Source organism: Catellatospora sp. NPDC049133 (assembly GCF_040648455.1).
Classification (GTDB): domain Bacteria; phylum Actinomycetota; class Actinomycetes; order Mycobacteriales; family Micromonosporaceae; genus Catellatospora; species Catellatospora aurea.
The window spans coordinates 1-22,407 of record NZ_JBEZDT010000062.1 but is presented as its reverse complement, the minus strand read 5'-3'; the positions used below and the strand labels follow the sequence as shown (position 1 = coordinate 22,407).

The 22,407-nt window shown below is 68.0% G+C and carries 26 protein-coding genes; 9 read left to right on the top strand and 17 right to left on the bottom strand.

Annotated elements, in window-relative coordinates:
* Positions 1 to 350 precede the first annotated feature (350 nt).
* Both AB0B35_RS40365 and AB0B35_RS40360 read right to left on the bottom strand, forming a co-directional pair.
* Entirely contained in the window at positions 351 to 791 is a 441-nt protein-coding gene (locus tag AB0B35_RS40365) for a class F sortase (RefSeq protein ID WP_361056674.1), read from the bottom strand.
* Between the two features lie 1,061 nt (positions 792 to 1,852).
* Positions 1,853 to 2,782, bottom strand: a complete 930-nt coding sequence (locus tag AB0B35_RS40360) for an SDR family NAD(P)-dependent oxidoreductase (protein WP_361056671.1) — start codon at positions 2,780 to 2,782, stop codon at positions 1,853 to 1,855.
* 133 nt (positions 2,783 to 2,915) lie between these two features.
* Between AB0B35_RS40360 and AB0B35_RS40355 the strand changes: the two genes are divergently transcribed.
* Positions 2,916 to 3,758: a helix-turn-helix transcriptional regulator gene (locus AB0B35_RS40355; protein WP_360537414.1), complete on the top strand. Its 843-nt coding sequence runs from the start codon at positions 2,916 to 2,918 to the stop codon at positions 3,756 to 3,758.
* Positions 3,759 to 4,000: 242 nt separating this feature from the next.
* Here AB0B35_RS40355 and AB0B35_RS40350 read toward each other — a convergent pair whose 3' ends face one another.
* The 8 genes from AB0B35_RS40350 to AB0B35_RS40315 form a co-directional block, all read right to left on the bottom strand.
* Positions 4,001 to 4,306, bottom strand: a complete 306-nt coding sequence (locus AB0B35_RS40350) for a hypothetical protein (RefSeq protein ID WP_360537412.1) — start codon at positions 4,304 to 4,306, stop codon at positions 4,001 to 4,003.
* A gap of 226 nt (positions 4,307 to 4,532) precedes the next feature.
* The gene (locus tag AB0B35_RS40345; protein ID WP_361056668.1) at positions 4,533 to 5,519 is read right to left on the bottom strand and encodes a hypothetical protein; all 987 of its coding nucleotides are present in this window, start codon (positions 5,517 to 5,519) and stop codon (positions 4,533 to 4,535) included.
* Between the two features lie 46 nt (positions 5,520 to 5,565).
* A complete protein-coding gene (locus AB0B35_RS40340; RefSeq protein WP_361056665.1) occupies positions 5,566 to 6,429 on the bottom strand; it encodes a glycogen debranching N-terminal domain-containing protein in 864 nt (287 codons plus the stop codon).
* A 221-nt stretch (positions 6,430 to 6,650) separates the two neighbouring features.
* Positions 6,651 to 7,484, bottom strand: coding sequence for an alpha/beta hydrolase (locus AB0B35_RS40335; protein WP_361056662.1), 834 nt, complete (start codon positions 7,482 to 7,484; stop codon positions 6,651 to 6,653).
* 478 nt (positions 7,485 to 7,962) lie between these two features.
* Positions 7,963 to 8,589: a cysteine hydrolase gene (locus AB0B35_RS40330; RefSeq protein WP_361056659.1), complete on the bottom strand. Its 627-nt coding sequence runs from the start codon at positions 8,587 to 8,589 to the stop codon at positions 7,963 to 7,965.
* A 563-nt stretch (positions 8,590 to 9,152) separates the two neighbouring features.
* On the bottom strand, positions 9,153 to 9,398 hold the full coding sequence (locus AB0B35_RS40325) for a 2Fe-2S iron-sulfur cluster-binding protein (protein ID WP_360537402.1): 246 nt from the start codon (positions 9,396 to 9,398) through the stop codon (positions 9,153 to 9,155).
* Between the two features lie 12 nt (positions 9,399 to 9,410).
* Positions 9,411 to 9,644 carry an MOSC domain-containing protein gene (locus AB0B35_RS40320; protein WP_361056656.1) on the bottom strand — a complete coding sequence of 78 codons (234 nt, stop codon included), beginning with the start codon at positions 9,642 to 9,644 and terminating at the stop codon, positions 9,411 to 9,413.
* Positions 9,631 to 9,864, bottom strand: a complete 234-nt coding sequence (locus AB0B35_RS40315) for a hypothetical protein (protein WP_360537398.1) — start codon at positions 9,862 to 9,864, stop codon at positions 9,631 to 9,633. Before AB0B35_RS40315 ends, AB0B35_RS40320 begins: the two co-directional genes overlap by 14 nt.
* Before the next feature lie 69 nt (positions 9,865 to 9,933).
* Between AB0B35_RS40315 and AB0B35_RS40310 the strand changes: the two genes are divergently transcribed.
* Both AB0B35_RS40310 and AB0B35_RS40305 read left to right on the top strand, forming a co-directional pair.
* The gene (locus tag AB0B35_RS40310; RefSeq protein WP_360537396.1) at positions 9,934 to 10,278 is read left to right on the top strand and encodes an alpha/beta fold hydrolase; all 345 of its coding nucleotides are present in this window, start codon (positions 9,934 to 9,936) and stop codon (positions 10,276 to 10,278) included.
* Positions 10,185 to 10,664: an alpha/beta hydrolase gene (locus AB0B35_RS40305; RefSeq protein ID WP_361056653.1), complete on the top strand. Its 480-nt coding sequence runs from the start codon at positions 10,185 to 10,187 to the stop codon at positions 10,662 to 10,664. Before AB0B35_RS40310 ends, AB0B35_RS40305 begins: the two co-directional genes overlap by 94 nt.
* Before the next feature lie 11 nt (positions 10,665 to 10,675).
* Here the strand turns inward: AB0B35_RS40305 and AB0B35_RS40300 are convergent, their stop codons facing one another.
* Positions 10,676 to 11,314, bottom strand: coding sequence for a pyridoxamine 5'-phosphate oxidase family protein (locus AB0B35_RS40300; RefSeq protein WP_360537392.1), 639 nt, complete (start codon positions 11,312 to 11,314; stop codon positions 10,676 to 10,678).
* Positions 11,315 to 11,399: 85 nt separating this feature from the next.
* Positions 11,400 to 12,002, bottom strand: coding sequence for a TetR family transcriptional regulator (locus AB0B35_RS40295; protein WP_360537390.1), 603 nt, complete (start codon positions 12,000 to 12,002; stop codon positions 11,400 to 11,402).
* Positions 12,003 to 12,088: 86 nt separating this feature from the next.
* Between AB0B35_RS40295 and AB0B35_RS40290 the strand changes: the two genes are divergently transcribed.
* The 3 genes from AB0B35_RS40290 (at position 12,089) to AB0B35_RS40280 (ending at position 14,660) form a co-directional block, all read left to right on the top strand.
* Positions 12,089 to 12,742 (top strand): hemerythrin domain-containing protein, encoded by a 654-nt coding sequence (locus AB0B35_RS40290; protein WP_360537388.1) that lies wholly within the window; start codon positions 12,089 to 12,091, stop codon positions 12,740 to 12,742.
* Positions 12,743 to 12,917: 175 nt separating this feature from the next.
* Positions 12,918 to 13,637: an SDR family oxidoreductase gene (locus AB0B35_RS40285; RefSeq protein ID WP_360537386.1), complete on the top strand. Its 720-nt coding sequence runs from the start codon at positions 12,918 to 12,920 to the stop codon at positions 13,635 to 13,637.
* A 291-nt stretch (positions 13,638 to 13,928) separates the two neighbouring features.
* Positions 13,929 to 14,660: an SDR family oxidoreductase gene (locus tag AB0B35_RS40280; protein ID WP_361056650.1), complete on the top strand. Its 732-nt coding sequence runs from the start codon at positions 13,929 to 13,931 to the stop codon at positions 14,658 to 14,660.
* 51 nt (positions 14,661 to 14,711) lie between these two features.
* Here the strand turns inward: AB0B35_RS40280 and AB0B35_RS40275 are convergent, their stop codons facing one another.
* From AB0B35_RS40275 to AB0B35_RS40265, 3 genes are all read right to left on the bottom strand, one after another.
* Positions 14,712 to 15,860, bottom strand: a complete 1,149-nt coding sequence (locus tag AB0B35_RS40275) for an FAD-dependent oxidoreductase (RefSeq protein ID WP_361056647.1) — start codon at positions 15,858 to 15,860, stop codon at positions 14,712 to 14,714.
* A 33-nt stretch (positions 15,861 to 15,893) separates the two neighbouring features.
* The gene (locus AB0B35_RS40270) at positions 15,894 to 16,718 is read right to left on the bottom strand and encodes an alpha/beta hydrolase (RefSeq protein WP_360537380.1); all 825 of its coding nucleotides are present in this window, start codon (positions 16,716 to 16,718) and stop codon (positions 15,894 to 15,896) included.
* Between the two features lie 441 nt (positions 16,719 to 17,159).
* Positions 17,160 to 17,939, bottom strand: a complete 780-nt coding sequence (locus AB0B35_RS40265; RefSeq protein ID WP_361056644.1) for an SDR family oxidoreductase — start codon at positions 17,937 to 17,939, stop codon at positions 17,160 to 17,162.
* Between the two features lie 56 nt (positions 17,940 to 17,995).
* On the opposite strand from AB0B35_RS40265, the gene AB0B35_RS40260 reads away from it, so the two are divergent.
* Both AB0B35_RS40260 and AB0B35_RS40255 read left to right on the top strand, forming a co-directional pair.
* On the top strand, positions 17,996 to 18,580 hold the full coding sequence (locus AB0B35_RS40260; protein ID WP_361056641.1) for a TetR/AcrR family transcriptional regulator: 585 nt from the start codon (positions 17,996 to 17,998) through the stop codon (positions 18,578 to 18,580).
* A 402-nt stretch (positions 18,581 to 18,982) separates the two neighbouring features.
* Positions 18,983 to 19,750 carry an alpha/beta fold hydrolase gene (locus AB0B35_RS40255; RefSeq protein ID WP_361056638.1) on the top strand — a complete coding sequence of 256 codons (768 nt, stop codon included), beginning with the start codon at positions 18,983 to 18,985 and terminating at the stop codon, positions 19,748 to 19,750.
* A gap of 495 nt (positions 19,751 to 20,245) precedes the next feature.
* On the opposite strand, the gene AB0B35_RS40250 is transcribed toward AB0B35_RS40255, so the two are convergent.
* Positions 20,246 to 21,082, bottom strand: coding sequence for a DUF389 domain-containing protein (locus AB0B35_RS40250; RefSeq protein ID WP_361056635.1), 837 nt, complete (start codon positions 21,080 to 21,082; stop codon positions 20,246 to 20,248).
* Here AB0B35_RS40250 and AB0B35_RS40245 point away from each other — a divergent pair.
* A complete protein-coding gene (locus AB0B35_RS40245) occupies positions 21,051 to 21,323 on the top strand; it encodes a hypothetical protein (RefSeq protein ID WP_361056633.1) in 273 nt (90 codons plus the stop codon). The two genes, AB0B35_RS40250 and AB0B35_RS40245, sit on opposite strands and share 32 nt — an antisense overlap.
* A 424-nt stretch (positions 21,324 to 21,747) precedes the next feature.
* Here the strand turns inward: AB0B35_RS40245 and AB0B35_RS40240 are convergent, their stop codons facing one another.
* Positions 21,748 to 21,957 carry a hypothetical protein gene (locus tag AB0B35_RS40240; protein ID WP_361056630.1) on the bottom strand — a complete coding sequence of 70 codons (210 nt, stop codon included), beginning with the start codon at positions 21,955 to 21,957 and terminating at the stop codon, positions 21,748 to 21,750.
* Positions 21,958 to 22,407: the final 450 nt, after the last annotated feature.

Genomic DNA, 22,407 nt, shown 5'->3' with positions numbered 1-22,407 from the left:
AGCAGCCGCCACGGCGGTCAGCGCCAGCGCGCGGCGTACGGGAATGGTGAGCATGGACGATACCTCCAGTCAGCATCGGACGCGCTCAGGCAGTGGCAACACGGCAGCCGAGCGCTCCGGTGGACGTAAGCAACGACCACCATCGTCCACGTCTTATGTCTCCTTCGCAGTCTATTGACCACAAAGGTCATCATGTTGACCGCAGAGCGTTCGACCAGTCGGCCACGATGCCCAGACGCCGATCGCGCCCCCGAGCCGGGCCATGTCAGCCGGCGTTCGGTCTGTTTGCAGCGCCCTGAGCTGGGATCAGCCGCATCGCCGTCTGCCTGGCCCGGTACACCGGCGCGCCGTCAGCCGGCTGCCGTGGCGGTGACCACGACGTTGTCGCGATAGTGCCGGGCGGCTTCGCCGAACGGGCCGCCGCAGGTGACCAAGGTCAGCCGTAGTGCGCCGTCGCGGGCGAAGTAGCGTTCGAGCGGGATCCGACTCTTGCGGAACTGTTCGACGCCGACGACCGTGAAGTCGTACCTGCGGCCGGTCGGGTCGGTCAGCCGGACCAGGGCGCCCTTGGTCAAGCTGCGCAGGGTGAAGAACGCTCCTTTGCGTTGTACGGCGCTGTCGACGTGACCGGCGATGACGATCGAGCCCGCGGCGGCTTCCAAGCCCGGGCCGTACCGGTACCAGCCCACCCGGTCGATGCTGGGCGGGACGGCGAAGTCGCCGGATCGGGCATCGATACCGACGGCGTCGACTTTCGCGTTCAGCGACATGTCCGGGATGCTCAACCCCACGGGCCGGATCGTCGCGCCCGCCGAGGGCAGCCCGCGCGCTGGACCGGCACCTGCGTGGCCGGCTGCGCAGGGCTGGGCGGCGGGCTGGACAGTGCGCGCCACGCCCCCGCCGACCCCGCCGGTCTCGACGCTCAGGCTCCGATCTCCGAGGTCGCCGGCATCGCCGACAACTGGTGGCGAACACCGGACGCGCTCATCGCCACCTATTGCGGCGAGAGACTGCTCTTTGGCGGCCGAACGCCCGCAGCCGCGCTGGTCTACGAAAGGTCGGCCCTCGAGGTCTAGCGAGATCAACCCGATGTCTCACGGTGCCGCGTCGTCGTCCGGTTCACAGGCCAGGCCCTCGACGAACGCTCGGAAGTCGGCCGCCAGGTGCTGTTGCTGGTCGAAACTGGGGGTCCGCGCCGCCACCTATGGTGGGCGATACTGGGATCGAACCAGTGACCTGTTCCGCGTGAAAACGAAGCGGTCACCGAGCCCGTGACCTGCGGTTTCACGGGCGTCCGATCAGGACGTGTATGCAGTTGTGTGCAGTACGCCGCAGCTCAGAGCAGTTGAGCGCAGTACAGCGCGGGGCCCTGCTCCACGTTTTGCTCCACGCCGCCAGCTCCACCATCCCATCCGTTTCGAGTGACTCGTCTGCGTCCTGACTGCGCGCAGAACTCGGACCCACAAGCCCACTCCCCCGCCAGAGGCAACCACGTCCCCCGATGGATGACGCACCTTGTCACCCGACCGGGCGGATGCCTTTGGTGAACTACACGGCCGGGTGATGACTTGACGGATGCGGTCGCGCATGTCGAACCAAGTGCTCCTGGAGTCGACTCCTACAGAGGAGGCGGCGATGGCATGGATCGAACGCGCTCGCAATCGCTAACCGCGTGCGGTTCCGGCACGCGGGCAACACCCGGATGACCGCTATCGACATGCTCGCCGCCCAACTGTTCGCCAACAGCTACGAAGACGACCCGCCCGCTCCAGCGTGATCACGATCCTGGCACTGCTGCGCACAGTGCTCCGCGATGCCGTACGCCAGCGACTCCTACTCGTCGACCCCCTGGCTACGTCGAGGTCCCCGCGATCAGGTCCGACGCGACGGTCCAGAGCCGCTCGGCGTTGCCCGGGTCGACGGCGTACGCCGCGACGCCGGCGTAGTCGGCCGGGCGTTCGGTGACCACCGGCGCCTCGGTGCAGTCCTCGAAGTAACGGCCACCCACGCCGTCTAGCAGCGGGGACGCGGCGAGCAGTACCGAGGTGGCTGCGCCCTGCTGCGGGGTCTTGTGCATCTCCTTCGGGGACTTCAGCCCACCGGTGTGCTTCTGCAGGCCGGTCGCGATCGCACCGGGGTTTAGCGCGTTGGACCAGATGCCCTGGCTGGACCAGCGGCGGGTCACCTCGACGGCGAGCAGTGCCTCGGCGCTCTTGGACTGCCCGTACGCCAGCAGCGGGTCGTAGGGGCGGAAAGCGAAGTGCAGGTCGTCGAATACGACCGGCGAGAAGAGGTTGCCGCTGGAGCTGATCGAGACCACGCGGGCGCCGCCGGCTGCGGCAAGCGCGTGGTGCAGCCCGACTGTCAGCGCGAAGTGCCCCATGAAGTTGGTGGCGAACTGCATCTCCCAGCCTTCGGCAGTGCGCTCCAGCGCGGGCAGCGCCATGATCCCGGCGTTGTTGATCAGCATGTGCAGCGGTTGATCCCAGCCGGCGACGAACCGGCGTACGGAATTCTGGTCGGCCAGGTCCAGCTCGCGGGCGGTGACCCGGTCAGCGCCGATGCCGGCCGCGATGTCCGCGGCCGCCTGCTCGCCGGCACTGACCCGGCGCACCGCGAGCACCACCTCGGCGCCGGCGCGGGCGAGGGTACGGGCGGTCTCGAAACCGATGCCGGCGGCGCCGCCGGTGACGATGGCCCGCTGGCCGGTCAGGTCGACCCCGGCGATGACCTCGTCGGCGGTCGAGGCGAACCCGAACGGGGTCTTGATCCGCTCCGTCATGACTGTTCCCATCTCTCTCGGTCATGCTTACGGAAGACACTGTCACCCAGTCCGCGGGCGGTAGCCGGGTTCCTGGTTTTCCTGGTAGTGCGAGGACCAGGCTGGGCCGGGTGGGGGCAGATACGATGGGCGGGTGGGCAAGGCCAGTTCCCTCGGGGAGTACCTGCGTGCCCGGCGCGAGCTGGTCCTTCCGGGCGAGGTCGGGCTTCCCGCGCACGGGCGTCGCCGGGTGCCCGGTCTGCGGCGGGAGGAGCTGGCCCTACTGTCCGGCATCAGCGCCGACTACTACCTGCGGCTGGAGCAGGGTCGCGACCTGCATCCGTCGGCGCAGGTGCTCGACGCGCTGGCCCGGGCGCTGCGGCTGGATGCGGAGGCTTCGGCGCACCTGCACCGGCTGGCCCGGCTGGCGCCGGCCGGGCGGCCCGTGCGGCACCCGGAACGGGTGGCGGTGGGCATCAGGCAGCTGGTCGGGTCGTGGACCGACACGCCCGCGTTCGTGCACGGCCGCCTCCTGGATGTGCTGTTCGCCAACCCGGTGGCGACCGAGCTGGCGCCGATCTACGCGGTCGGCGTGAATCTGCTCCGAGCGGTCTTCCTGGACCCGGGTATGCCAGCGCTCTATCCGGCCTCCGAGGCGGTTGCCGCAAGTGCGGTGGCCGGCCTGCGCTCTCTGGCCGGCGGCGAGCTGGACGAGCCGCAGCTCACCGAGCTGGTCGAGGAGCTGTCCGCTGGCAGTGAGCGGTTCCGGCGCCTCTGGGCTCGGCATGACGTCGCCGCCCGCGCGGGCGGCGGGATCCGGCTGTTCCACCATCCGCGGGTGGGTGAGCTGGAGCTGCGCTACGAGAAACTGACGATCGCCGGTACCAACCAGTCGCTGGTCGTGTACCACGCCGAGCCGGGCAGTCCCTCCGCGCGCTCGCTGCGGGCGCTCGCCCGGTTGGCCGCACGTGACGGGCCGGTTCCTTCGGCCGGCTAAGGCGAATCACGCTGGCGGCGGTCTTCGTCTGGACACCTCGGCATCAGGCGGCCAGGACCCGACGGAAGTTCGCTACCGCTGAAACGTACGTGCGGTGCGCAGGCTTTCGGCGATGGGCCTCCGACATGCCGGGGCCTTTGGCCATGTGCCGCGGGCCGGTTGGCACCGGCGCGAGGACACCTCGCACTACGAGGTTCCGAGTCCGCCGGTGACAGCGACACCTTGCCGTTCAAGCATGATCATCAAACCTTCTCGATATCCGAGAACAACCCGGTGAAGGTGGCCTGAGCTCCCGCGAGGGCGCCGAAGACATCGGCGGCAACGGGCGTAGCGACCGCGGCAGAGGCGTCGTCGTAGCTGTCGAAGTAGAGGTCGAGCGTCCGGTAAGCGGGGGTGGCGGTGCCGTCCTCTTTCGGCCACACCTTGGCGGACTCGAGTCGCTGCAGCTTCGGGAGCTTCTTCGCGGCCGCCTTCATGTCCGCGAAGGCGCGCTCGAAGTCCTCGGGATTTGCAGGATTGTCGATCATCAACGTGATCTTCGTGGGCACGACACCCTCCTTGCACATCCCCGATGTGACGGCTCCCAGCGCTACGGCCTGCGTAGGGCCGAGGTGCTACCCACAGCGTAAGGAGGTACGGCCTTGAACGCGGGGTGGATGCCGGAACACGGATGATCCGAAGATGCGCAGAGCGTATGACGTCGCCAGGCTTTGACAAGATGCGAACAGCCACGCCCATAGGCACGCGACGAGCGCAGGATGCTCTGGATGCGATTCACCGCGGGTGTCCAGATTCGTGAGCTGTCGTTTTCGGCGGCGGTGGCGGGAAATAGCTGTTCTGAGCCAGCGCCATGACCGACCTGATGGCGATTGCGCCGATGAGTGCAGTGAGCAGCAGTGTGATCAGCCAGCTCAGTGCCTGGTGGGCGGGTGGTCGTTCGACGGTCAGCCAGCGTATCGCGAGGGTGGCCACGGCTGCGTAGGAGAACGTGAAGGCCCAGTAGCCGGGTGTGAAGGGGGTCCGCAGGTAGACGGGGATCAGGCGGATCTGGGCCAGCACCATCAGGATCGTATAGCCGGCAAGGCCGTATGCGAGGGTGTCAGGCACCGGAGTCAGCGCGAACCAGGCCAGGCCACCAACGGGGGCAGGTGCCACCTCGATGGCCATGGTCGGGACGAGAGGCGTCGGGAGCGGAGGTCTGAAGAACAGCCGTTGCAGCATGAGCGAGCCGATGACCAGCCAGCAGACGATGCCGATCCCGAAGCACACCCGGCCGAGGCCGGGCTGGCCGACCGTGGTCGCGGCGGTCGAGGCGAGCAGGCCGCCGGCGACGGTCGGCAGCAGGTAGCCGGGGTGGAACTTGTCTTGGTCAAGGTTGCCGGTCATCCACTGGCCGGTCAGCCAGCCCCCTAGTCCGATGACCACGACCAGCGCGATGTCGACGATTACCATCGCGGTTCGGGGGGCGTCGGGGTGTAGCCCGACGCCGAGTTGCATCGCGACGATCGGGATCACGCTGACGAAGGGGCTGAGGACCGGGTCCTGCAGGTCGGCCATCAGCCGTCCGCGGGTGGCGGTCACGCGGGCCAGGTAGCCGGCTAGCAGCACCAGCCACACCGCGGCCGCGAGTACGTAGAGTGCGGCGGACAGTGCCCGCGGTGCGTTGGCCGTGTGTGATAGTGCCAGCCAGGTGCCCGCCAGCCCGGTGAGGCCGAACGGCGTGGCGAAGAAGTTCGGCGGGGTGCGGCTCAGGATTCCCATTTGCGGCTCCCCCGGTCTGCTGTGATGGTGCTGTACTACGTGGAGGTCAGACTTGTGCGGTGTGCCGTTGGCCGCGGACGGCGATGTTGTCCAGCCGGATCGGGCCGATGGCTGCGACGCGGTGACCGGTGGCCCGCAGGGTTCCGCCGTCGACGTCGAGGCCGAACAGGGTGCGTAGGACGAGCAGCGTGGAGCCTGCTGACCAGGCTTGTGGGCGGGACGGGGTCGGGTACTCCACGGGTCGGTCGCCTTCGCGGACGAAGCCTGCGAAGACTTCTGGGAGTCGGTAGCCGAATGCGGCCGCGGCTTCGATGAGGTTCACCGCCAGTGTCGCGGCCTGGTCGTGGTGGCCGTAGCGGCGCAGGCCCTCGGCGATGATCGCGGTGTCGTGCGGCCAGACGGTGCCGTTGTGCAGGGTGCCTGGCTGGGTGAACCTGACCGTGGTCGCGCGGGTGAAGGCGCCGTTGGTGTACCGCAGGGTGATCGAGTTCTCGTCGATCGCGGTGCTCACCTGCCGGGGGGCGATCTGCTGGTCCTTGACCTCGAACACGTCGGCGAAATCGGCGCCCAACGCCAAATCGAGGATCAGTTCCTGCTCATCGTCGCTGAAGTTGTCCACGACCAGGTCCTCATGGATTCCGGCGGCCACGATGCGGTCTCGACGCACCGACAGCGTGGGGTTGAACCCGACGCGCACCGAGGCGAGGGTCGCGTGGATGCGCGCCGAGTAGTACTGAGGTGTGTCGGCGCTGAGCAGGTGAACCTTTGCGCCGTCCACGCTCAGCCGCCAGGTCGACAGATGCCTCGTGTCGGCGAAGTAGAGGCCGTCGTCGGCGCCGTCGGTGTCGCCCCGCCGGTCGGTGGTGAAGAACGTACTGCCGTCGAGGAGTACCAGCTGTTCTTGCGACATGGGTCCCTCATCCGCCTTTCGCGGGATGCGGACAAACCGTGCTGGCTGCTCATGTCACTGTCTGCTGTCGTGGATCACCAGTCCCCGGCTTGTGCCACGGCGGCACCGACTTCCGCAGTCGCTGTGCCCGCTGCCCGAGGATGATCGACTCGGCGGGCACGGCTGACACGCAGAGCGGGGCGGCAGGGTACGCCTGCCGCCCCCGCCAGGCGCGGGCTCGGTTATTGAGAAGCCGCATCGGTGATCATCTTGGCGACTTCTTGCGGGTGGGAGATCATGACAACGTGTGAAGCACCGTCGACGGCCACTGTCTGCTTGGCTCCGGCACGCTGCGCCATGAACGCGTGAACCTGCGCCGGGATGTTCTTGTCGAGGCTGCCGTAGATGAAGTACGTCGGGATCGACTTCCAGGCCGGCTCGCCCTGGAAGGCCTCGGTCAGCCCGGCCTGGGTGACCGGGCGCTGCGTTGCCGCCATGTCCTTGGCCTGTGCCTCGGGGACGTCGGCGGCGAACTGCTTCCAGAACTTGTCCTGCTGGATGTAGATGTCGTTGCCGCCGCCGGCCAGTGCCACCGGTGGGGCCAGCGTCTCCGACAGGGTGCTACCTGGGAACTTTCCCGACAGCGTCGCTCCGCTCTCGCCAGGCTCGGGTGCGAATCCGGCGACGTACACCAGGGCCTTGACGTTGTCGTTGCCGGTGGCGGCTGCGCTGATGACCAGGCCGCCGTAGGAGTGCCCCACCAGGACGACAGGCCCCTGGATGGTCTTGAGGACGTCGGCGACGTATGCGGCGTCGGTCTTCACACCGCGCAGCGGGTTCGCGACCGCGATCACCGGATAGCCCTCACCTGCGAGCTGGGTGATGACCGGGTTCCAGCTGGACGATTCTGCGAACGCTCCGTGCACCAGGACGACGGTGGGCTTGGTCTGCGGAGCTGGGGTGGGTGCGGCTGCCGTGGGCGCTGCGGCGGCCAGAGCGACGGCGAAGGCCACGGCGATAACAGCGACCCCTGTCGGCAGGCGCAGGCATCGATTTCTCGAAGAGGTTTGGTTCATGCGACTACTCCAGGTTTCGGGCAACGGGCCGCAAGGGCTGGAACCGCCCGCGTAGCCGCATCCGGCAGCACGCCGGGCCGGATCGGATCACAAGATCCCACCAACACGCTACGTCAGGGGACGGCTACTTGTAAGCGATTCGTTTGTCCGCGTCGATTCGTTTCCCTAGGTCGGGATTTCAGACGTGGGCGTGTCCTGCGAACCGGGCGCTGCGCCGAGCTGCCCGACGGGCGTACTCCCCGACCCCTGCGTCGGCCACGACCAGGTACAGCCGTCCACTGTCGAACGTGATGGTCGCGAAGTGTGACTTGAGGTCGGCTAGCTTGGATACGTCGCCTTGCACAGCCATGCCGGTCCGACCGACTCTGCGGCGGAGTCGAGTTCGGTTTGGTGCCGGCCGGACAGGTCAACGGTGGCACTCTGCGGCGAGCATCGTGGCGATGGCCAGACCGATGCCCGCTGTTGTCTGGCCCGTTGCCTACTTGGTTTTGGCTGTCGCTGCGAGGAAGTCGTCGACTGTCAGCGTCGCGTGCGAGATCAGCGGATAGCGCAGGATCATCGCGTCGTAGGCGGCGCGGCCACCGGCAGCCGCTGTGGCGTCAACGAACGTCGTGACGTGGTAGCCCCGTTCCATGGCTGTACGGGCGGTCGATTCCACACACATCGTCCCGACCATTCCCGCCACTGCCACGTACTGCACACCGTGCTGTCGCAGTTGGGTGTCGAGATCTGTCGTCGCGATCACGTCGATGTTCTTGTGCGGCGAGACGACGATCTCCCCGGCCTGCGGCGACAGATCGGGGTGGAAGTCGGCGTTCCAGGTGCCAGCCTCGAACAGGCGGTTGTCATACATCTCTTGCTGGATCCCGCAGATGTACTGCCAGCTTGTGTAGTCCTCCTCCGTAAAGGACATGGGTGCGAAGAAGACGGGCATTCCTTGTTCGCGGGCACCGGCGAGCAGGCGCTTGAGGTTTTCGAACGTCCCGATCCTGTCGAATTCCTCCTTGAACTCGCTGTAGCTTTTACCTTTCTCCGAAAACACCTCGTTGACCGTATCGATGAGCAGGAGGCCGATCCGGCCGGACTCATATGCAGTGTTCGCCATGTTCCTCTCCCCATCACCATGTCTGAAGATCTTTGGCCGTACCTCTCACATGGTGCGCCTGCTCTACCATTCTGACCGGGAGATCGCCAGATTCTTGAGGTGAACGGTTGCGGGACGCAGGGTCAGTCCTTGCGCGGACCCGTGCTTGACTGTTGTTGGGTATACCAGAGCTTGTATCCGAAGAAGTGATTCTTGTCCGGCCTGTGTATGCCGCGCCCGGCGACGCCTATTCTCGCCCTCGCACCGAGGCCCGTCAGATCGAAACTGGCAAGGTCCTGCTCCAGGTCCGCTACTTTTCCCGGATGGCCGCTTTCGCGGGTAACTGCGTGGTGGACGGCGAATCGGTGCACAGTCGCCGACCTGCCGGCCCGCGGAACGAAGCGGCGAACCGACTTTCCCTGCCCTGCTCCGCAGGCGATCCGTTTCCTCCCGGCCGTGAACGGCCGGGGTTCCACCGAGGCTCTGCTGAACCGAGGCTGACCAGCGGCCCAAGTCCGACAACCGGCTAAAGGAATCCCCTCTGCGGCCGTGCGGTTCGGCGAGGCAGGAACCCTCACCTGGCGTCACAGGTCAACGACGATCTCGGTTTCAGGCTGGGAGCAGCAGATCAGCAGGTTCCCCTCGCCTGGAGGCTCCACAGGGTCGGGTGAGTAGTCCACGGCGCCGGACAGCAGGCCGCTTTCGCAGGTGTGGCAGACGCCGGTTCGGCAGGACCAGCGCACCGGTACATCGCAGGCCTCGGCGAGTTCCAGAATGCTGGCATAGCCCTCACCCCACGCGACGGTCAGCCCACTGCGGGCGAACGACACCGCCGGGCCGGTTCACGGCGGCCCTGACGGCGGGTGGGTTGGCTGCTTGGCGGCGCTGCCGACAACGCCCAGTGTGACGTTCATCCGCAGTCCTACGCGATAACAGGTGACGCGCGGCTGGGTCACCTCCACGACGGCTGCGCCGACGCGGTAGCGGTCTCCGATGCATACCTCGTCGTCGGGCAGTCCATCGACGGTGAAGTTCTCTCCGAACTGGCCGAAGCGCAGGTCGTCACGGTGCAGCACCTTTGGACCAGTACCGGTACGAGTCCAGCTGGTAAACCAGCACCGCGCGTTGCTCGCCGCCGTGGCCGGCCAAGTCACCCTGCCCGTCGCCGTCGAGATTCAGCCGGCGCAGCATCACCGGGCCCGTGGCCGGTTCCTTCCACACCCCGGTGTGCACCTGCTGTCCACGCCAGGGCACATCCTTGGGCAGGCCGACGTTCACCGCCAGCAAGGTGGCCACCTGCCGAAGCTAGCAGGTCATACGGCCTTCGGATGCCGTTCTACGTTGTTGGACTGGTCTCGATGGGTCATGTTCCGCAATCTGATTCCGGCGCTGGCGGATCGTTACCACGTCATCGCGCCCGACCACCTCGGCTACGGCCAGTCCGCGCAGCCCCCGGTCACGGAGTTCGACTACACGTTCGACGCCCTGGGCACCCTCACCGCCGGGCTGCTCGATCACATCGGCGTCGACACGTTCGCGATCTACGTGCACGACTACGGTGCCCCTATCGGCTGGCGGCTGGCGATGCGCACATCACCCAGAGCGGCAACGCCTACATGGAAGGGTTCGTCGAGCCCTTCTGGAAAGACCTGTTCGCCTACGCCGCGAATCCCAGTGCCGAGACCGAGCCGGGGGCGCGCAAGGTGCTGACCCTGGACGCCACCCGCTGGCAGTACCTCAACGGCGCAGCCGACCCGAGTCTGGTCAGCCCCGACAACTGGCTGCACGACCAGACGCTGCTCGACCGTCCCGGCAACGACCTGATCCAGTTGAAGCTCTTCCACGACTATCCGACCAACATCGACGGGTATCCGCAGCTGCAGGAGTACTTCCGCACCAGCCAGGTGCCCCTGCTGGCGGTCTGGGGCGCCAACGACGAGATCTTCGGCCCCGACGGCGCTCGCGCGTTCCAGCGTGACCTGCCCGACGCCGACATCCACCTGGTGGACGCGGGCCATTTCGCACTGGAGACCCACCTCGACGCCATCGCCGGATATATCCGCGGCTTCCGCTGCACGCTGCCGGCCAAGAGCTGAGGACTCTTATGTCAGGCCGCGGCTGCGCCACCGCGGACCTGGGCCCGCAGGCGCTCCAGCTCCTCTTGCATCGGCGCAAGGATCTCCCGCAGTTCCTCAGCCGAGTATCGGGGGGTGATGTGCTGCTGGCAGTTCCAGTCGAACGCCGCGACCGTGACCATCACCGCCCGCTCGACCTTCGCCCGGTAGCCTGCAACGGTCAGGGCCTGTACCGCCGACGGGTCATCGCGCACGTCGATGACATTCGCGTGACCGAACACCTTCAACCGCAGCTGCCGGGGATAGTCCATGAAGAAGACGCTCACCCGGTCATCGCCGGCGATGTTGCCGGCGCTGATGTACTGCCGGTTGCCGCGGAAGTCGGCCCAGCCGAAGGTGTGCTCGTCGATGACCTTGACGAACCCGGGCGGCCCGCCCCGAAACTGCACGTACGGCCAGCCGGTGTCGGAGGTGCTCGCCAGGTAGAAACCGTCGCGCAGCCCGATGAACTCAGCCTCGAAATCAGTGAGCGGATCCCGCGGCTCCCCACCGCCAGTAGGCTGCCCAGGCGCCTCGCCGCCGAGCCGCTTGACAGCCGCCCGGCTGCCGTAGCGCTCCTGTGCCTGGCGGACGTGCTGAGTGAACGCGATCGAGGCGTAGCTCTCGCTCATCCCTCACTGTGACATGCGGTGGGAACCACCAGGTCAGGAGTTCGCATTCACGGTGCCTCGGCTGCCCCATGCCGCTCTTTCCAGCTCAGTCGAACAGAGCGCTTCTCACCAGGCGGGTCAGGTGCGCCTGCAGGTGCTGGGGGCTCATCTGCGCGACCGGCCCGACACCGACGATGTACCGGCAGAAGGTGACGCCGATGAGCACCGCCGCGAGCAGGTCGACCCGCACGTCGGCGTCCTCACCGGTGACCACCTGTTTGTAGGCGCCGGCGGTACGCTCCAGCATCGCGCTGTAGAGGCCGACCGCGGCCTGTTCGTTGGATGCCGCGCTACGCAGGACCGCCACGAGCGGGTCGTTTCTGAAACTGTTCTCCATCCGGTCGATGTAGGCGGCCGCGACCCGCTCAGGCAGCGTCTGCGGGTTCCCGGCGATGACGAGGTCGACGTCACGGGTGCCCGGCACGGCCGCCAGGAACAGCTGCTCCTTGGAACCGAACTGGCGCATCACCAGGCCGTGGGTGACGCCAGCCCGCTCCGCGATGTCCCGGACGGTCGCGCGGGTGTATCCGCGCTCGGCGAACGCCGCCCGTGCAGCTTGCAGGATCAGGTCCCTGTTGCCCTCCGGGTCCCTGCGGTGCCTGCGCCGAGGTACGGCGTCGCCGTCGTGGGGAGCTTTCTGCTGTGACATACGCCCTAATGTACATGTGGTCATTAATAGAATGTGCAGCTCAGGTTCGTTGTTGACCAGTTGGTAAGCAACGAACGGAGCCCTTCATGAAGACCCGCGAGCCCCTGTCGGTCATCGAGACCACCCTCGCCCACGACGTCTACCGCAGATCCACCACGCTGCTGACCGACGCCGCCGGCAACGCGCCGCTGACGGCACTGCGCACGCTGCGCGACTTCATCGTCGCCAACCTGCACCACCATCACGAAACCGAGGACCACATCCTGTGGGCCACCCTCGCCACGGTGGACCCGGAAGCCGCACGCGCGCTGGAGGACCTCGGCTTCGAACACGAGCAGCTCGACGCCGCACTGCAGACCTTGGCCCAGGTCCCGCTGACCGAGGAGGTCGACCGCTGGGCCCTGGCCGACGCCGCGGCGGCCGTGTGTGACCTGGTCCACACGCACATGGCACACGAGGAGCCCATCCTGCTGCCGGCCTTGCGCAAGCACCTCAGCGAGCAGGCCTGGGAGGACTTCGCACGCCAGGTGATGGCGACGTCGCCGACGGAAGGCGCCGAGCTGATGATCGGCTTCCTGGACCAGGTCGCTGAACCATGGCAGGTGGATCTCGTGCTCCGGAACCTTCCCGAGCCGGCCAGGGCCGCTCTTGCGGCGATAAGGGCCAGCGCCGAGCAGACCCTGCGGCTGCTGGCCTCGCCGACCGAGCAAGCGGGCGTGTCTCAGCCAGCGCTCCGCTGAGAGTGCGGGGCCCGAACGGCGGGCCCGCCGCGGGCCGGACGAGCGCATGAAGCCACCGCCTAGGCCCTTTGGCCGCAAAATTTTCACCTTACGGGTTAAATGACCCTTATGCGGATTTAAAATGATCATGAGAGGTATATCGATGCCCAAGCCCCTAGAAGGCAAAGTCGCACTCGTGACCGGCGGGTCCCGCGGTCTAGGCGCGGCCACTGCGCGAACTCTGGCGGATGCAGGCGCCGATGTCGCCATCACCTACCTCGGCTCCGCGGACAAGGCCGCCGCGGTCGTGGCCGGCCTGCAGGCCCAGGGAGTGCGCGCGGCCGCGATCCGGGCGGATCAGGCCGACACGACCCAGGCCGCGCCGCTGATCGAAGAAGTGGTGGCCACCCTCGGCGGTCTAGACATCCTTGTCAACAACGCCGCCATCGCCGTACAGGGCTGGACCATCGACGACCCCTCCGCTGACCTGGCCGCCCTGGACCGTATGCACGCCACGAACTACACGGGCGTAGTGGCGATCATCCGCGCGGCGGCACGGGTCCTACGCGCCGATGGCCGGATCATCAACATCGGCTCCGGTGTCGGCTCCCGCGTCGGCCTGCCGGGCCTGGCCGACTACGCGGCGACCAAGGCCGGCCTGATCGGGTACACCAAGGGCGCCGCACGTGATCTCGCCCCGCGCGGCATCACCGTCAACATCGTGCAGGCCGGACTGATGCAGACCGGCATGGAGCCGCCGAGCCCGCAGGCGCTGGAGCAGATGGTGGCGGCTCTGTCCATCAAGCGGGTGAGCGACCCTGCCGAGACCGCAGCGGTCATCGCGTTCCTGGCCAGCCCGGCGGCGTCATACGTCACCGGCGCCGTGCTCGACGTGAACGGCGGCTACACGGCCTGACGCACTCGCGCCGCCATCACACGCGTGGACAGCGCGAAACCCTGCCGTGGAGAAATCGCCTCCTCCTTTGGGCAGATCGCCGGGCACGGCTCGGCGACAACGAAGGCCGACAACCATGCCGGCCGGACAATGAAGCGGCGGACGCCGCGGACGGAGATTCGAGATGAGTAAGCAGCTTGAGGGCAAGACGGCCGTGGTGACCGGTGGAACGACCGGGATCGGCTGGGCGCCGCGAAGCGGCTCGCCGAAGAGGGGGCCCACGGCTTCCTGATCGGTCGCCGCTAGGAGCAGGTGGACGCGGCCGTGGCGGACATCGGCGCCGGCGCGACGGGGCTGGTCGGCGACGTCACCTCGTCGGACGATCTCGACAGGTTGTACGAAGCCGTCAAGGCACGAGGTCAGGGCCTGGACATCCTGTTCGTGAACGCGGGTGGCGGCGAGTTCGCCACGCTGGAGCAGGTGACCGAGAAGCACTTCGACGACACGTTCGGGCTCAACGCCAAGGCCCTGCTGTTCACGGTCCAGAAGGCGCTTCCGCTGCTCAACGAGGACGCCTCCGTGATCTTGAACGCGTCGACGGCGGCTACCCGAGGCGCCAAGGCCTTCGGCGTCTACGGTGCCTCCAAGGCCGCCGTCCGAGCCCTCGCCCGGACGTGGGCAGCCGAGCTGGCGGAGCGGAAGGTACGGGTCAACGCGATCAGCCCGGAACCTATCGAGACGCCCGGCATCACCGGCCTCGCCCCGAACGCCGCTGCCGCAGAAGAGCTCAAGGCCGAGTTCGCCAAATCCCTTCCCCTGGGCCGCATGGGCCGTCCCGAGGAGGTCGGCAACGTCGTGGTGTTCCTGGCCTCAGGAGCGAGCAGCTTCATGACAGGTGGCGACGTGTTCGTCGTACGGCGGACTCAACCAGGTCTGACAACCCGAACACCGATCAGGCGGAGCCGGGCGCGGATAGGCCCGGCTCCGCTTTCGCTGGCTCACATCCCGCTGGCCGGAGACGGTGGCAGGCCCATCATGCGTTGATCGACACGCTTCGGGTCATACCGCGCCGCTGCAGATGCTGGCGTGCGTGGATCAACGCGGTGATCCCCTCGCCGACCGCGGCGCCGAGCTGTTTGGTCGACCCGGCCCGCACGTCACCGGCGGCATAGACGCCGGCATGCTCGTGGCGAGCGTGTCGTCGGTGGTGACGAACCCCCACTGGTCCAGGTGCAGAGACTGCCGCAGGAATCCGGTGTTGGGGTCCATGCCGATGTAGATGAACGCGGCGTCCGGCCGCCACGTCAGCAGTTCGCCGGTGGCACCGTCGCGGGCGCTCACCTCGTGCAGCTTGCCGGCTTTCGCGGTCAACGCCGTGATCTCCGTGTTGGTGTGCACGGTGAACTGGGGGTGCTCGGAGATCTTGTTCTGCACCAACGCGGAACCCTTCAACGCCGGCGATTGCTCGACGATGCGGACCCGGCCGGCGAACTGCGAGAGGAACAGCGCCTCCTCCAGCCCAGAGTTGCCGCCGCCGACGACCAGCAGTTCGTCGGCACCGTGGTAGAACGGCCCGTCGCAGGTGGCGCAGTAATGGACTCCGGCGCCGATGAGCTCGTCCTCACCGGGTAGCCCGAGCCTGCGGTATGAGGAGCCGGTGGCCACGATCGCCGCGCCGGCACACAGCTGCTGGCCGCTGCTCAAGGCGACCGTCACGTCCTGCCCGTCGAGCGCCAGCTGCGCCACCTCGACGGCCGACAGCAGCTCGACACCGTAGCGGCGGGCCTGCGCGACGAACCGGGCGGCGAGGTCCGCGCCACCCACCTCATCGGGGAATCCCGGGTAGTTGTCGATCTGCTGGGTGGCTCCGGCCTGACCGCCCAGGGCCCCCTTGTCGACGACGACGGCGTCGATGCCCTCTCGGGCGGCATAGATGGCCGCGGCCAGGCCGGCGGGCCCGCCGCCGATGATCGCCAGGTCGTAGACGTCGCGCTCGGCGCGAAGGTTCAAACCCAGCTTCGCCGCGATCGTATGGTTTGACGGGTTCACCATCATCGCGCCGTCGTCGAAGACGACCGTGGGGATGGTCTGGCCGCCGTTCTGCAGCCGCCGCACCTCGGCGTGAGCTTGGATGTCCTGGTCGACGTCGACCCAGTCGTATCGGGCGCGATGCTCGGTCAGGAACTTCTTGACGCGACGGCAGTCCGGACACCAAGGAGCCCCGTACACTTTGATCTTCGCCACCGTACCCTCCGCTGAGCGGGTGCAGCGCTGCGGTCAGGACTTCAGGAAAGCCAGCAGGTCGGCGTTGATGGTGTCGGCGTGCGTGGTCGGCATGCCGTGCGGGAATCCCGGATACGTCTTCAAGGTGCCGTTGCGCAGGAGTTTGGCTGACAGCGGTGCCGAGTCGGCGTAGGGGACGATCTGGTCGTCGTCGCCGTGCATCACCAGCACCGGAACCGTGATCTTCTTCAGGTCCTCGGTGAAGTCGGTCTGGGAGAACACGACGATGCCGTCATAGTGGGACTTGGCGCCGCCCATCATGCCCTGACGCCACCAGTTCTCGATGATCGCCTCCGAAGCCTGCACACCAGGGCGGTTGAAACCGTAGAACGGACCCGACGGCAGAGCGCGGTAGAACTCCGACCGGTTCGCCGCCAGCTGCGCTTGCAGGTCGTCGAAAACGCTCTTGGGCAGTCCCCCGGGGTTGGCTTCGGTCTGCACCATCAGCGGCGGAACCGCAGACAGGATTGCAGCCTTCTGAACTCGACTCTCGCCATGTCTGGCGAGGTAGCGCACGACCTCGCCGCCACCGGTGGAATGTCCCACGTGTATAGCGTCGCGCAGATCGAGGTGGGCGGTCACCGCCGCCAGGTCGTCAGCATAGTGATCCATGTCGTGGCCATCACTGGTCTGAGTGGAACGGCCGTGTCCCCGGCGATCATGGGCGATGACACGGTAGCCGTGGTTCAGGAAGAACAACATCTGGTTGTCCCAGTCGTCTGCCGACAGGGGCCAGCCGTGACTGAACACGATCGGCTGACCAGTGCCCCAGTCCTTGTAGAAGATCTCCGTGCCGTCGTTGGTCGTGACCGTACCCACCTGATGCCCCCCGCAACTAGTCGAACATGATTCACGACTCAGCGTAGTCATCGGTGATCGGTCATGTGCCGATTAAGCGTGCGCCGTGCACCAGCCGAACAGCCTGGCCAGCATTGAGGCGGCATCAGCCAAGCCTCCCGGCAGGGGACCTCATCACTGTGCCGACTGTCCACCGCGCGGGGCGGGGGCTCGGCAGCACGATCGTCCCGATGCCCTTAGACAGGCCAACGCGTGGTTGAAGCCGTCAGAGGTACGCAGTACATGAGGCACCTGATCAGATGAACCAGCTCGCGGTACTGCGCCGTAAGGCTGCTGGACGCGGCGCACTCACGAGCCCGACCCTGGTCGCTCACCTGCTCGACCTGACGCCCGGCGGCGCGGGACAGTTCCCGCGCCGCCGGGGTCGTTGTGCGCCGCACAAGAGGCCGGTCGAACCGGGAGCTAGACGATGGGGAGTTCACCGCCGTCGACTGTCAGGCTTACTCCGGTGACCCACTGAGCCCGGTCCGATGCGAGGTAGGCGACGGCTTCGGCGATGTCGCGCGGGTCTCCGGGGCGGCCCAGAGGGATGCCCGCCGTGGTGGCGGCAAGCGGGACGTCCATCGCGTCGGCGAAGTTCTGGCGGATCGCGTCGGCGCCCGGGGTGAGCACGTTGCCGGGGATGATCGTGGTGACGCGGATTCCGGCAGGCGCGAGCTCGGAGGCGAGCGCTTTGCTGTAGGTGTTGAGGGCGGCCTTGGCGGCGCCGTAGTGCGCCAATGGCGGCGCTGGCGTGAGTGCCGCTCCCGATGAGATGTTGACGATCACGCTGCCCGCTCCGGCCTGGCGCAGCGCCGGCAGCAGTGCGTTGTTGACCCTCACGGCGGACAGGTAGTTGAGGTTGAGTGCGTCGATCCATTCCTCATCGGGGATGGTTGAGATGCCCCCGATGTGGGCGCGTGCCGCCGCGGCGTTGTTGACCACGATGTCGACGCCGCCGAGTTCGTCGAGTGCTGCGGCGGTGAAGGCCTGCACGCCCGCGAGCGTGCTGATGTCGCCCTGGATGAAGGTCGCGGCCTTGGGCGTCTCGTCGGTGGCGTTGCGAGCGGTGGTGACGACGGTCGCGCCGCCGTCGAGCAGCCGCTGCACGATGGCGGCGCCGATCCCGCGGCTGCCTCCCGTGACGATCGCGCGCTTTCCTGCGAATTCGGTGGTGTCTGGTGGAGTGCTGGTTTTGTACATGCGGCCAACCGTAACAGGTTCTGGACCGATCGTTCAGAACTCCGTACTATGGAGGCATGGCGCGACCACGGAAGTTCAGCGAGCAAGAGGTCCTGGCCACCGCGCACCGGCTGTTCAATGAAACCGGTTACCACGGCACCTCGGTCGACGATCTCTCCCGCGCGACAGGGCTCAGCAAGGGAAGCCTCTACGGCGCATTCGGCGACAAGGAGGCCATCTTCCAGCGGGTGTTCGAGCAGTACTGCGCAACCTCCGAGCAGGGAGCCGCCGCCATGCTCGAAGGCCCGGAGGACCAGGCCCTCGACCGCCTCCGCAAATGGCTCACTGCGCCGGACGACCACACCGGTCGGCCTGGCTGCCTGCTGGCCAAGGCCACGGCCGAACTGGCGTCGGAGAACGACGCCATCGCCACCAGGTCGCTGGCGACACACGAAACGCTGCTCGACAGCTGCCGCCGGCTTGTCGAGCAGGCGCAGCGCGCCGGGCACCTGGATCCGGCCGCCGACGCCGAGGTTCTCGGCGGACTGATCCTCACCACGCATCGCGGGCTCGAAGCGCTCGCCAAGGCAGGGGTCGACGCGAAGACCAGGAACCGCATCGCCGACGCAGCGATCGACAGCATCGCACTGCCGGTTTCCTGACATTGGAGCCGGCAATGCCGAGGACCCACTTCTGTCGCCGCGCCGCCCGATAGCTTGATCGCCCTGCGGGGCCATCGCCCACGACAGGGGTGGTGGACGTTGCTAGAGGTCGAGACGAATGGCTATGACTGGCTGACGTGGCCCGCCGTCACCGCGGTGTCCCGTTTCACTAAATGTGATCATCACCGGTTCTGGCACTTCACCACAGTGTCGATCGGTTCGCTCGCCTTCCGGCACCACGGAAGAGTGTGGCGTCTCGCGTGGGAGAGCTGGACCGGACCGCGAGCCGCCGGAAACACTGGCGCGATGCCGACCGTGTACCGCAGTTCGCAAGGCCGGACCGACGTACAGCGATGCCGGCGGGTCCTGGCGCGAGCGGACTTCCCGCTCACCAGCAGAACCTTGGACACCAGCGCCGGCCGGGTGGAGCTCACCTGCGCCGGTGCCGGACGCCCGCGGGTCGTCATGGTGCCTGGGACCGGTGCCAACGCCGCGGCGGCTCTGCCGTGGCTGCGAGTGTTGTCGCGCCGGTGGGCGACCACTGTCATCGACCTGCCGGGACAGCCCGGACTCAGCGATCCGCGCCGGCCTCGCCGGGCCAGACTGGCCTGGTACGGCCAGGTCGTCGACGAGGTCCTGGCGGCGATCGACGCCGACGGGGTGGTGCTGCTGGGCAATTCGCTGGGCGCGGCAGTGGCCCTGGCTGCCGGCTCGCCCCGGATCGCGGCGCGGGCGCTGGTGTCTCCGGCCGGTTTCATCCGGCTGAGTGTGGACCCGGCGCTGGCGCTGGCTTCGGCTGCGTGGCTGCTGCGTCCGACCTCTGAGCACACCCTACGCATGCTGCGGCTTTTCGTCGCCCCTGGGACGGCGCCGCCCGAGATCGACGTGGAGTGGATGGCGCTGGTGGCGGCCTGCTGCCGCACGACCCTGGCCCCGCCGCCGCTGCCCGCTGATCTACTGGCCCGCCGGGCCGCGGTGCCGTGCGTGGTCGGGGTCGGGGTCGGCGAGCACGACCGTTTCCTGCCGCCCCGTCGGCTGGCGCCGGTGGTCCGCCGGACCATGGGCCTCGATGTTCGGGTGCTGGCCGGGCTCGGGCACCTGACGACACCGGTTCATCTGGACGCCGTCGTGTCGTTGGTGTCCCAGGTCGCCGAACCACCCGGCCGCTGAACGTGGCAACGGAGGCATCGACAATCTCTGATCAGCGGTAACGACGCGACGATCTTCTCGCCTATTTGCCGCCGCCGCAGCTGCCAGCCGCCGCGTCCGGTACGCGGTTGGGGCGGCGCGCACCATCCGATGGGGTCGACAGTGGAGCGCTGGGAAGTCTGGTCGGCATCGTGTTCACCGACGACCGGAAACGCACGGACCCTGATGCGCGCAGGTGGCTCATGGCCCGCGAAGACTTGCCGTTGCGTATTCAAGATGCGCAGCACCGTCGGGGCCAGCCGCGTAGGCGGCAGGAACGGTCGTGCTCGCCGACGCCGCACCGCCGCAGCCGGGCCGAGCCGAGGCCCACCGGCTCGCCATGGCCGGGCTGGGTCGCGGCCTTGGCCGCATTCGGAGGAGTTGTCTGAGGGCAACGCGCCGACGCACTACCGACTTGGCTGCACATTTACCGCACCAGGTTGGCGCATCGCCTTGAAGGGAGGTGCCGGCCGCTTGTCACCTGTGTGATGTCGCCTGCGCCACGGCGATCGGCCGCGCCGGCGGAGGTACCCGCTGCCACCACAACCGCTGCACGCCCAGCGTGAGCACTCCGGCTGCGACGATCGCCGCAAGATTGATCAGGAGTTGGGCTGCGGAGCCGAAGGCTTCTGCCGGTGCGTGGTAAGCCAGCGCCACTGCTGCGTTGGCGGCAGCCGGGACGGTGGTGACGGAGATGAGCGCGCCGATGAGCGCGCCAGAACGAGCGGACGTGATCGACAGCATCCCGGCGACTCCTGCCAGGAACCCGACCACCCACGACAGCGCATCGGGGCGCCAGATGAAGTCGGTCAGCGGCCGCTCGGCCAGCAGCATGCTGCGGTCGACCAGTCCGGCGGCCGTCAGCGCCCACGTCGCCACGACGGTGACCGCCATCGCGGCCGGGAACCCGACCGCGAGCGCGATCGCGGAGCGGGCGGCCATGTCCGAGCGGTGCCGGACGAGTGCCACGCACAGTGCGGCAAGGGGCCCGAACTCGGGTCCGACGACCATGGTGCCGACGATCAGGATGGGCTGGTCGAGCAGTAGCCCGATCGCGGCGATGACGGTCGCCACGGTCAGCAGGGCCAGGTACGTCGCCGACAGGCGGGTTTCCTGACCGGTTCGGTGTTCGATCTCGTCCCAGACCACGGCGTCGACGTCCAGGCCCGGTGCCGCCTGCGTGGCCCGCTCTGCCGATGCCGACAGCACGACGCCGGCGTCCTCGATCGTGATCGCACCGGTCTCGTCGATCCCCAGCGTGCGCAGCGCTTGCAGAACCGTGTTGACGCCTTCGCGAGCCAGGTCGCACAGCACGACGTCGCCGGCGGGCAGCCGTGCTGCCGCGGGCAGGACGCTGCGTGGGCTGCTGCTGACGACCTACGGGTTCAGCGAGTTCGGCGTCAAGGCCGGCCAGGCCGCGCTGGTGGCCTACCTGGCGGCGCTGGTGATGTTCCTGCTGTCGGTCGCCGGGTTCTTCCACGCCTGGATCACGCCCCGCGCGCAGCCGTTCGCGCCGATCGAGGCGGTCCCTGACCGGGAGCAGATCAACGCCTGACAGTTCCACCTCGTGGGGCGGCCCGCCGGACGGCGTACCGCCCCACGAACGCGTGTACGCCCAGCGGTTCCGACCGCCAGGTCGGCCAGGGACCGTCCGCCGGGTCGTATCACCGAACCCGCAATGCGCCGCCAGTGACGGACAGCATCACACCGGTCAGAACCGCCCGGGGCACCGAGATGCTGCTGGCGGTCTGGCTGCGGCTGTACGGAGCGCTGGGCACACCGACGTTCCGGTTCAAGATCGTCCGATGACCTTCGGTGGCCGGTCATGCCGACGAGACCGCCGTCTCGGCACGGCCCGCGCGGACAACCCCACGCCCGCGCGGCTCCATTGGCGTCCGCAATCGGTTCCGGCCCACGACGGCACGCCAGGCCCGCGGGAGCGACAGGGCAGCGGCTCCCACCACGGCATCGGCACCGGGTCACGCGTAGCTGCACGTCGAGTCGTGGCCCTCGACGCCCGCGGCCCCGCAGACAGGGCACGCCTCACCGTGGATCATGCGCCGTGAAACCAGCAGCGTCTGGTGCACCAGACGCCGTCCGGCGGCCAGCCCTCGCCGGTACTCGGCATCGGTGACCAGTGCGGCGTCGTATGCCACCAGGACCGGCCTGCGGCCATGTCGAGCGGCCATGGCCACAAGACGGGCCAGCAGCTCCTGCTCGACACGGCGTCCAGCCCGGACACCTAGCCAGTACGCCGTGTCGGACCCGGCACGGCCGTCTGACGGCGGTTGGCCGGCCGGGTCGTCCTGCCGTGGCTCGTTGTCGCCGTCTTCGCAGGCCAGGCACGCGAACAACCGCACTATCGCGGCGACGTCCTCGCCAGGGCCGCGCGGACCCGCGGCCGCATCCCCCGAACCGTTCACCGCAGTGGCCAGGCCTGCGGCGTGCTCCGCCGCCATCTCTCGCGCTGCCGCGTGCACCGACCGCAGCAATGGCCTGAACCCCGATGGCGGCCGCGTTGCTCCGGGTTGATGGCGCGAGAATGGGCCGGGCGTGTCAGGCAGGCACGAGAGATGGGACGCCTGCCTGACACGCCCGCCCCGACCAGGGGTGGCGCGAAACAGTGCGCCGCGTGGCCT

Bases quoted from the DNA above. Each gene is read 5' to 3' on its own strand.
- AB0B35_RS40360 (WP_361056671.1), bottom strand. From the start codon at position 2,782: ATGACGGAGCGGATCAAGACCCCGTTCGGGTTCGCCTCGACCGCCGAC.
- AB0B35_RS40345 (WP_361056668.1), bottom strand. From the start codon at position 5,519: ATGGGAATCCTGAGCCGCACCCCGCCGAACTTCTTCGCCACGCCGTTC.
- AB0B35_RS40340 (WP_361056665.1), bottom strand. From the start codon at position 6,429: ATGTCGCAAGAACAGCTGGTACTCCTCGACGGCAGTACGTTCTTCACC.
- AB0B35_RS40335 (WP_361056662.1), bottom strand. From the start codon at position 7,484: ATGAACCAAACCTCTTCGAGAAATCGATGCCTGCGCCTGCCGACAGGG.
- AB0B35_RS40330 (WP_361056659.1), bottom strand. From the start codon at position 8,589: ATGGCGAACACTGCATATGAGTCCGGCCGGATCGGCCTCCTGCTCATC.
- AB0B35_RS40310 (WP_360537396.1), top strand. From the start codon at position 9,934: ATGTTCCGCAATCTGATTCCGGCGCTGGCGGATCGTTACCACGTCATC.
- AB0B35_RS40305 (WP_361056653.1), top strand. From the start codon at position 10,185: ATGGAAGGGTTCGTCGAGCCCTTCTGGAAAGACCTGTTCGCCTACGCC.
- AB0B35_RS40300 (WP_360537392.1), bottom strand. From the start codon at position 11,314: ATGAGCGAGAGCTACGCCTCGATCGCGTTCACTCAGCACGTCCGCCAG.
- AB0B35_RS40295 (WP_360537390.1), bottom strand. From the start codon at position 12,002: ATGTCACAGCAGAAAGCTCCCCACGACGGCGACGCCGTACCTCGGCGC.
- AB0B35_RS40290 (WP_360537388.1), top strand. From the start codon at position 12,089: ATGAAGACCCGCGAGCCCCTGTCGGTCATCGAGACCACCCTCGCCCAC.
- AB0B35_RS40265 (WP_361056644.1), bottom strand. From the start codon at position 17,939: ATGTACAAAACCAGCACTCCACCAGACACCACCGAATTCGCAGGAAAG.
- AB0B35_RS40260 (WP_361056641.1), top strand. From the start codon at position 17,996: ATGGCGCGACCACGGAAGTTCAGCGAGCAAGAGGTCCTGGCCACCGCG.
- AB0B35_RS40240 (WP_361056630.1), bottom strand. From the start codon at position 21,957: ATGGCCGCTCGACATGGCCGCAGGCCGGTCCTGGTGGCATACGACGCC.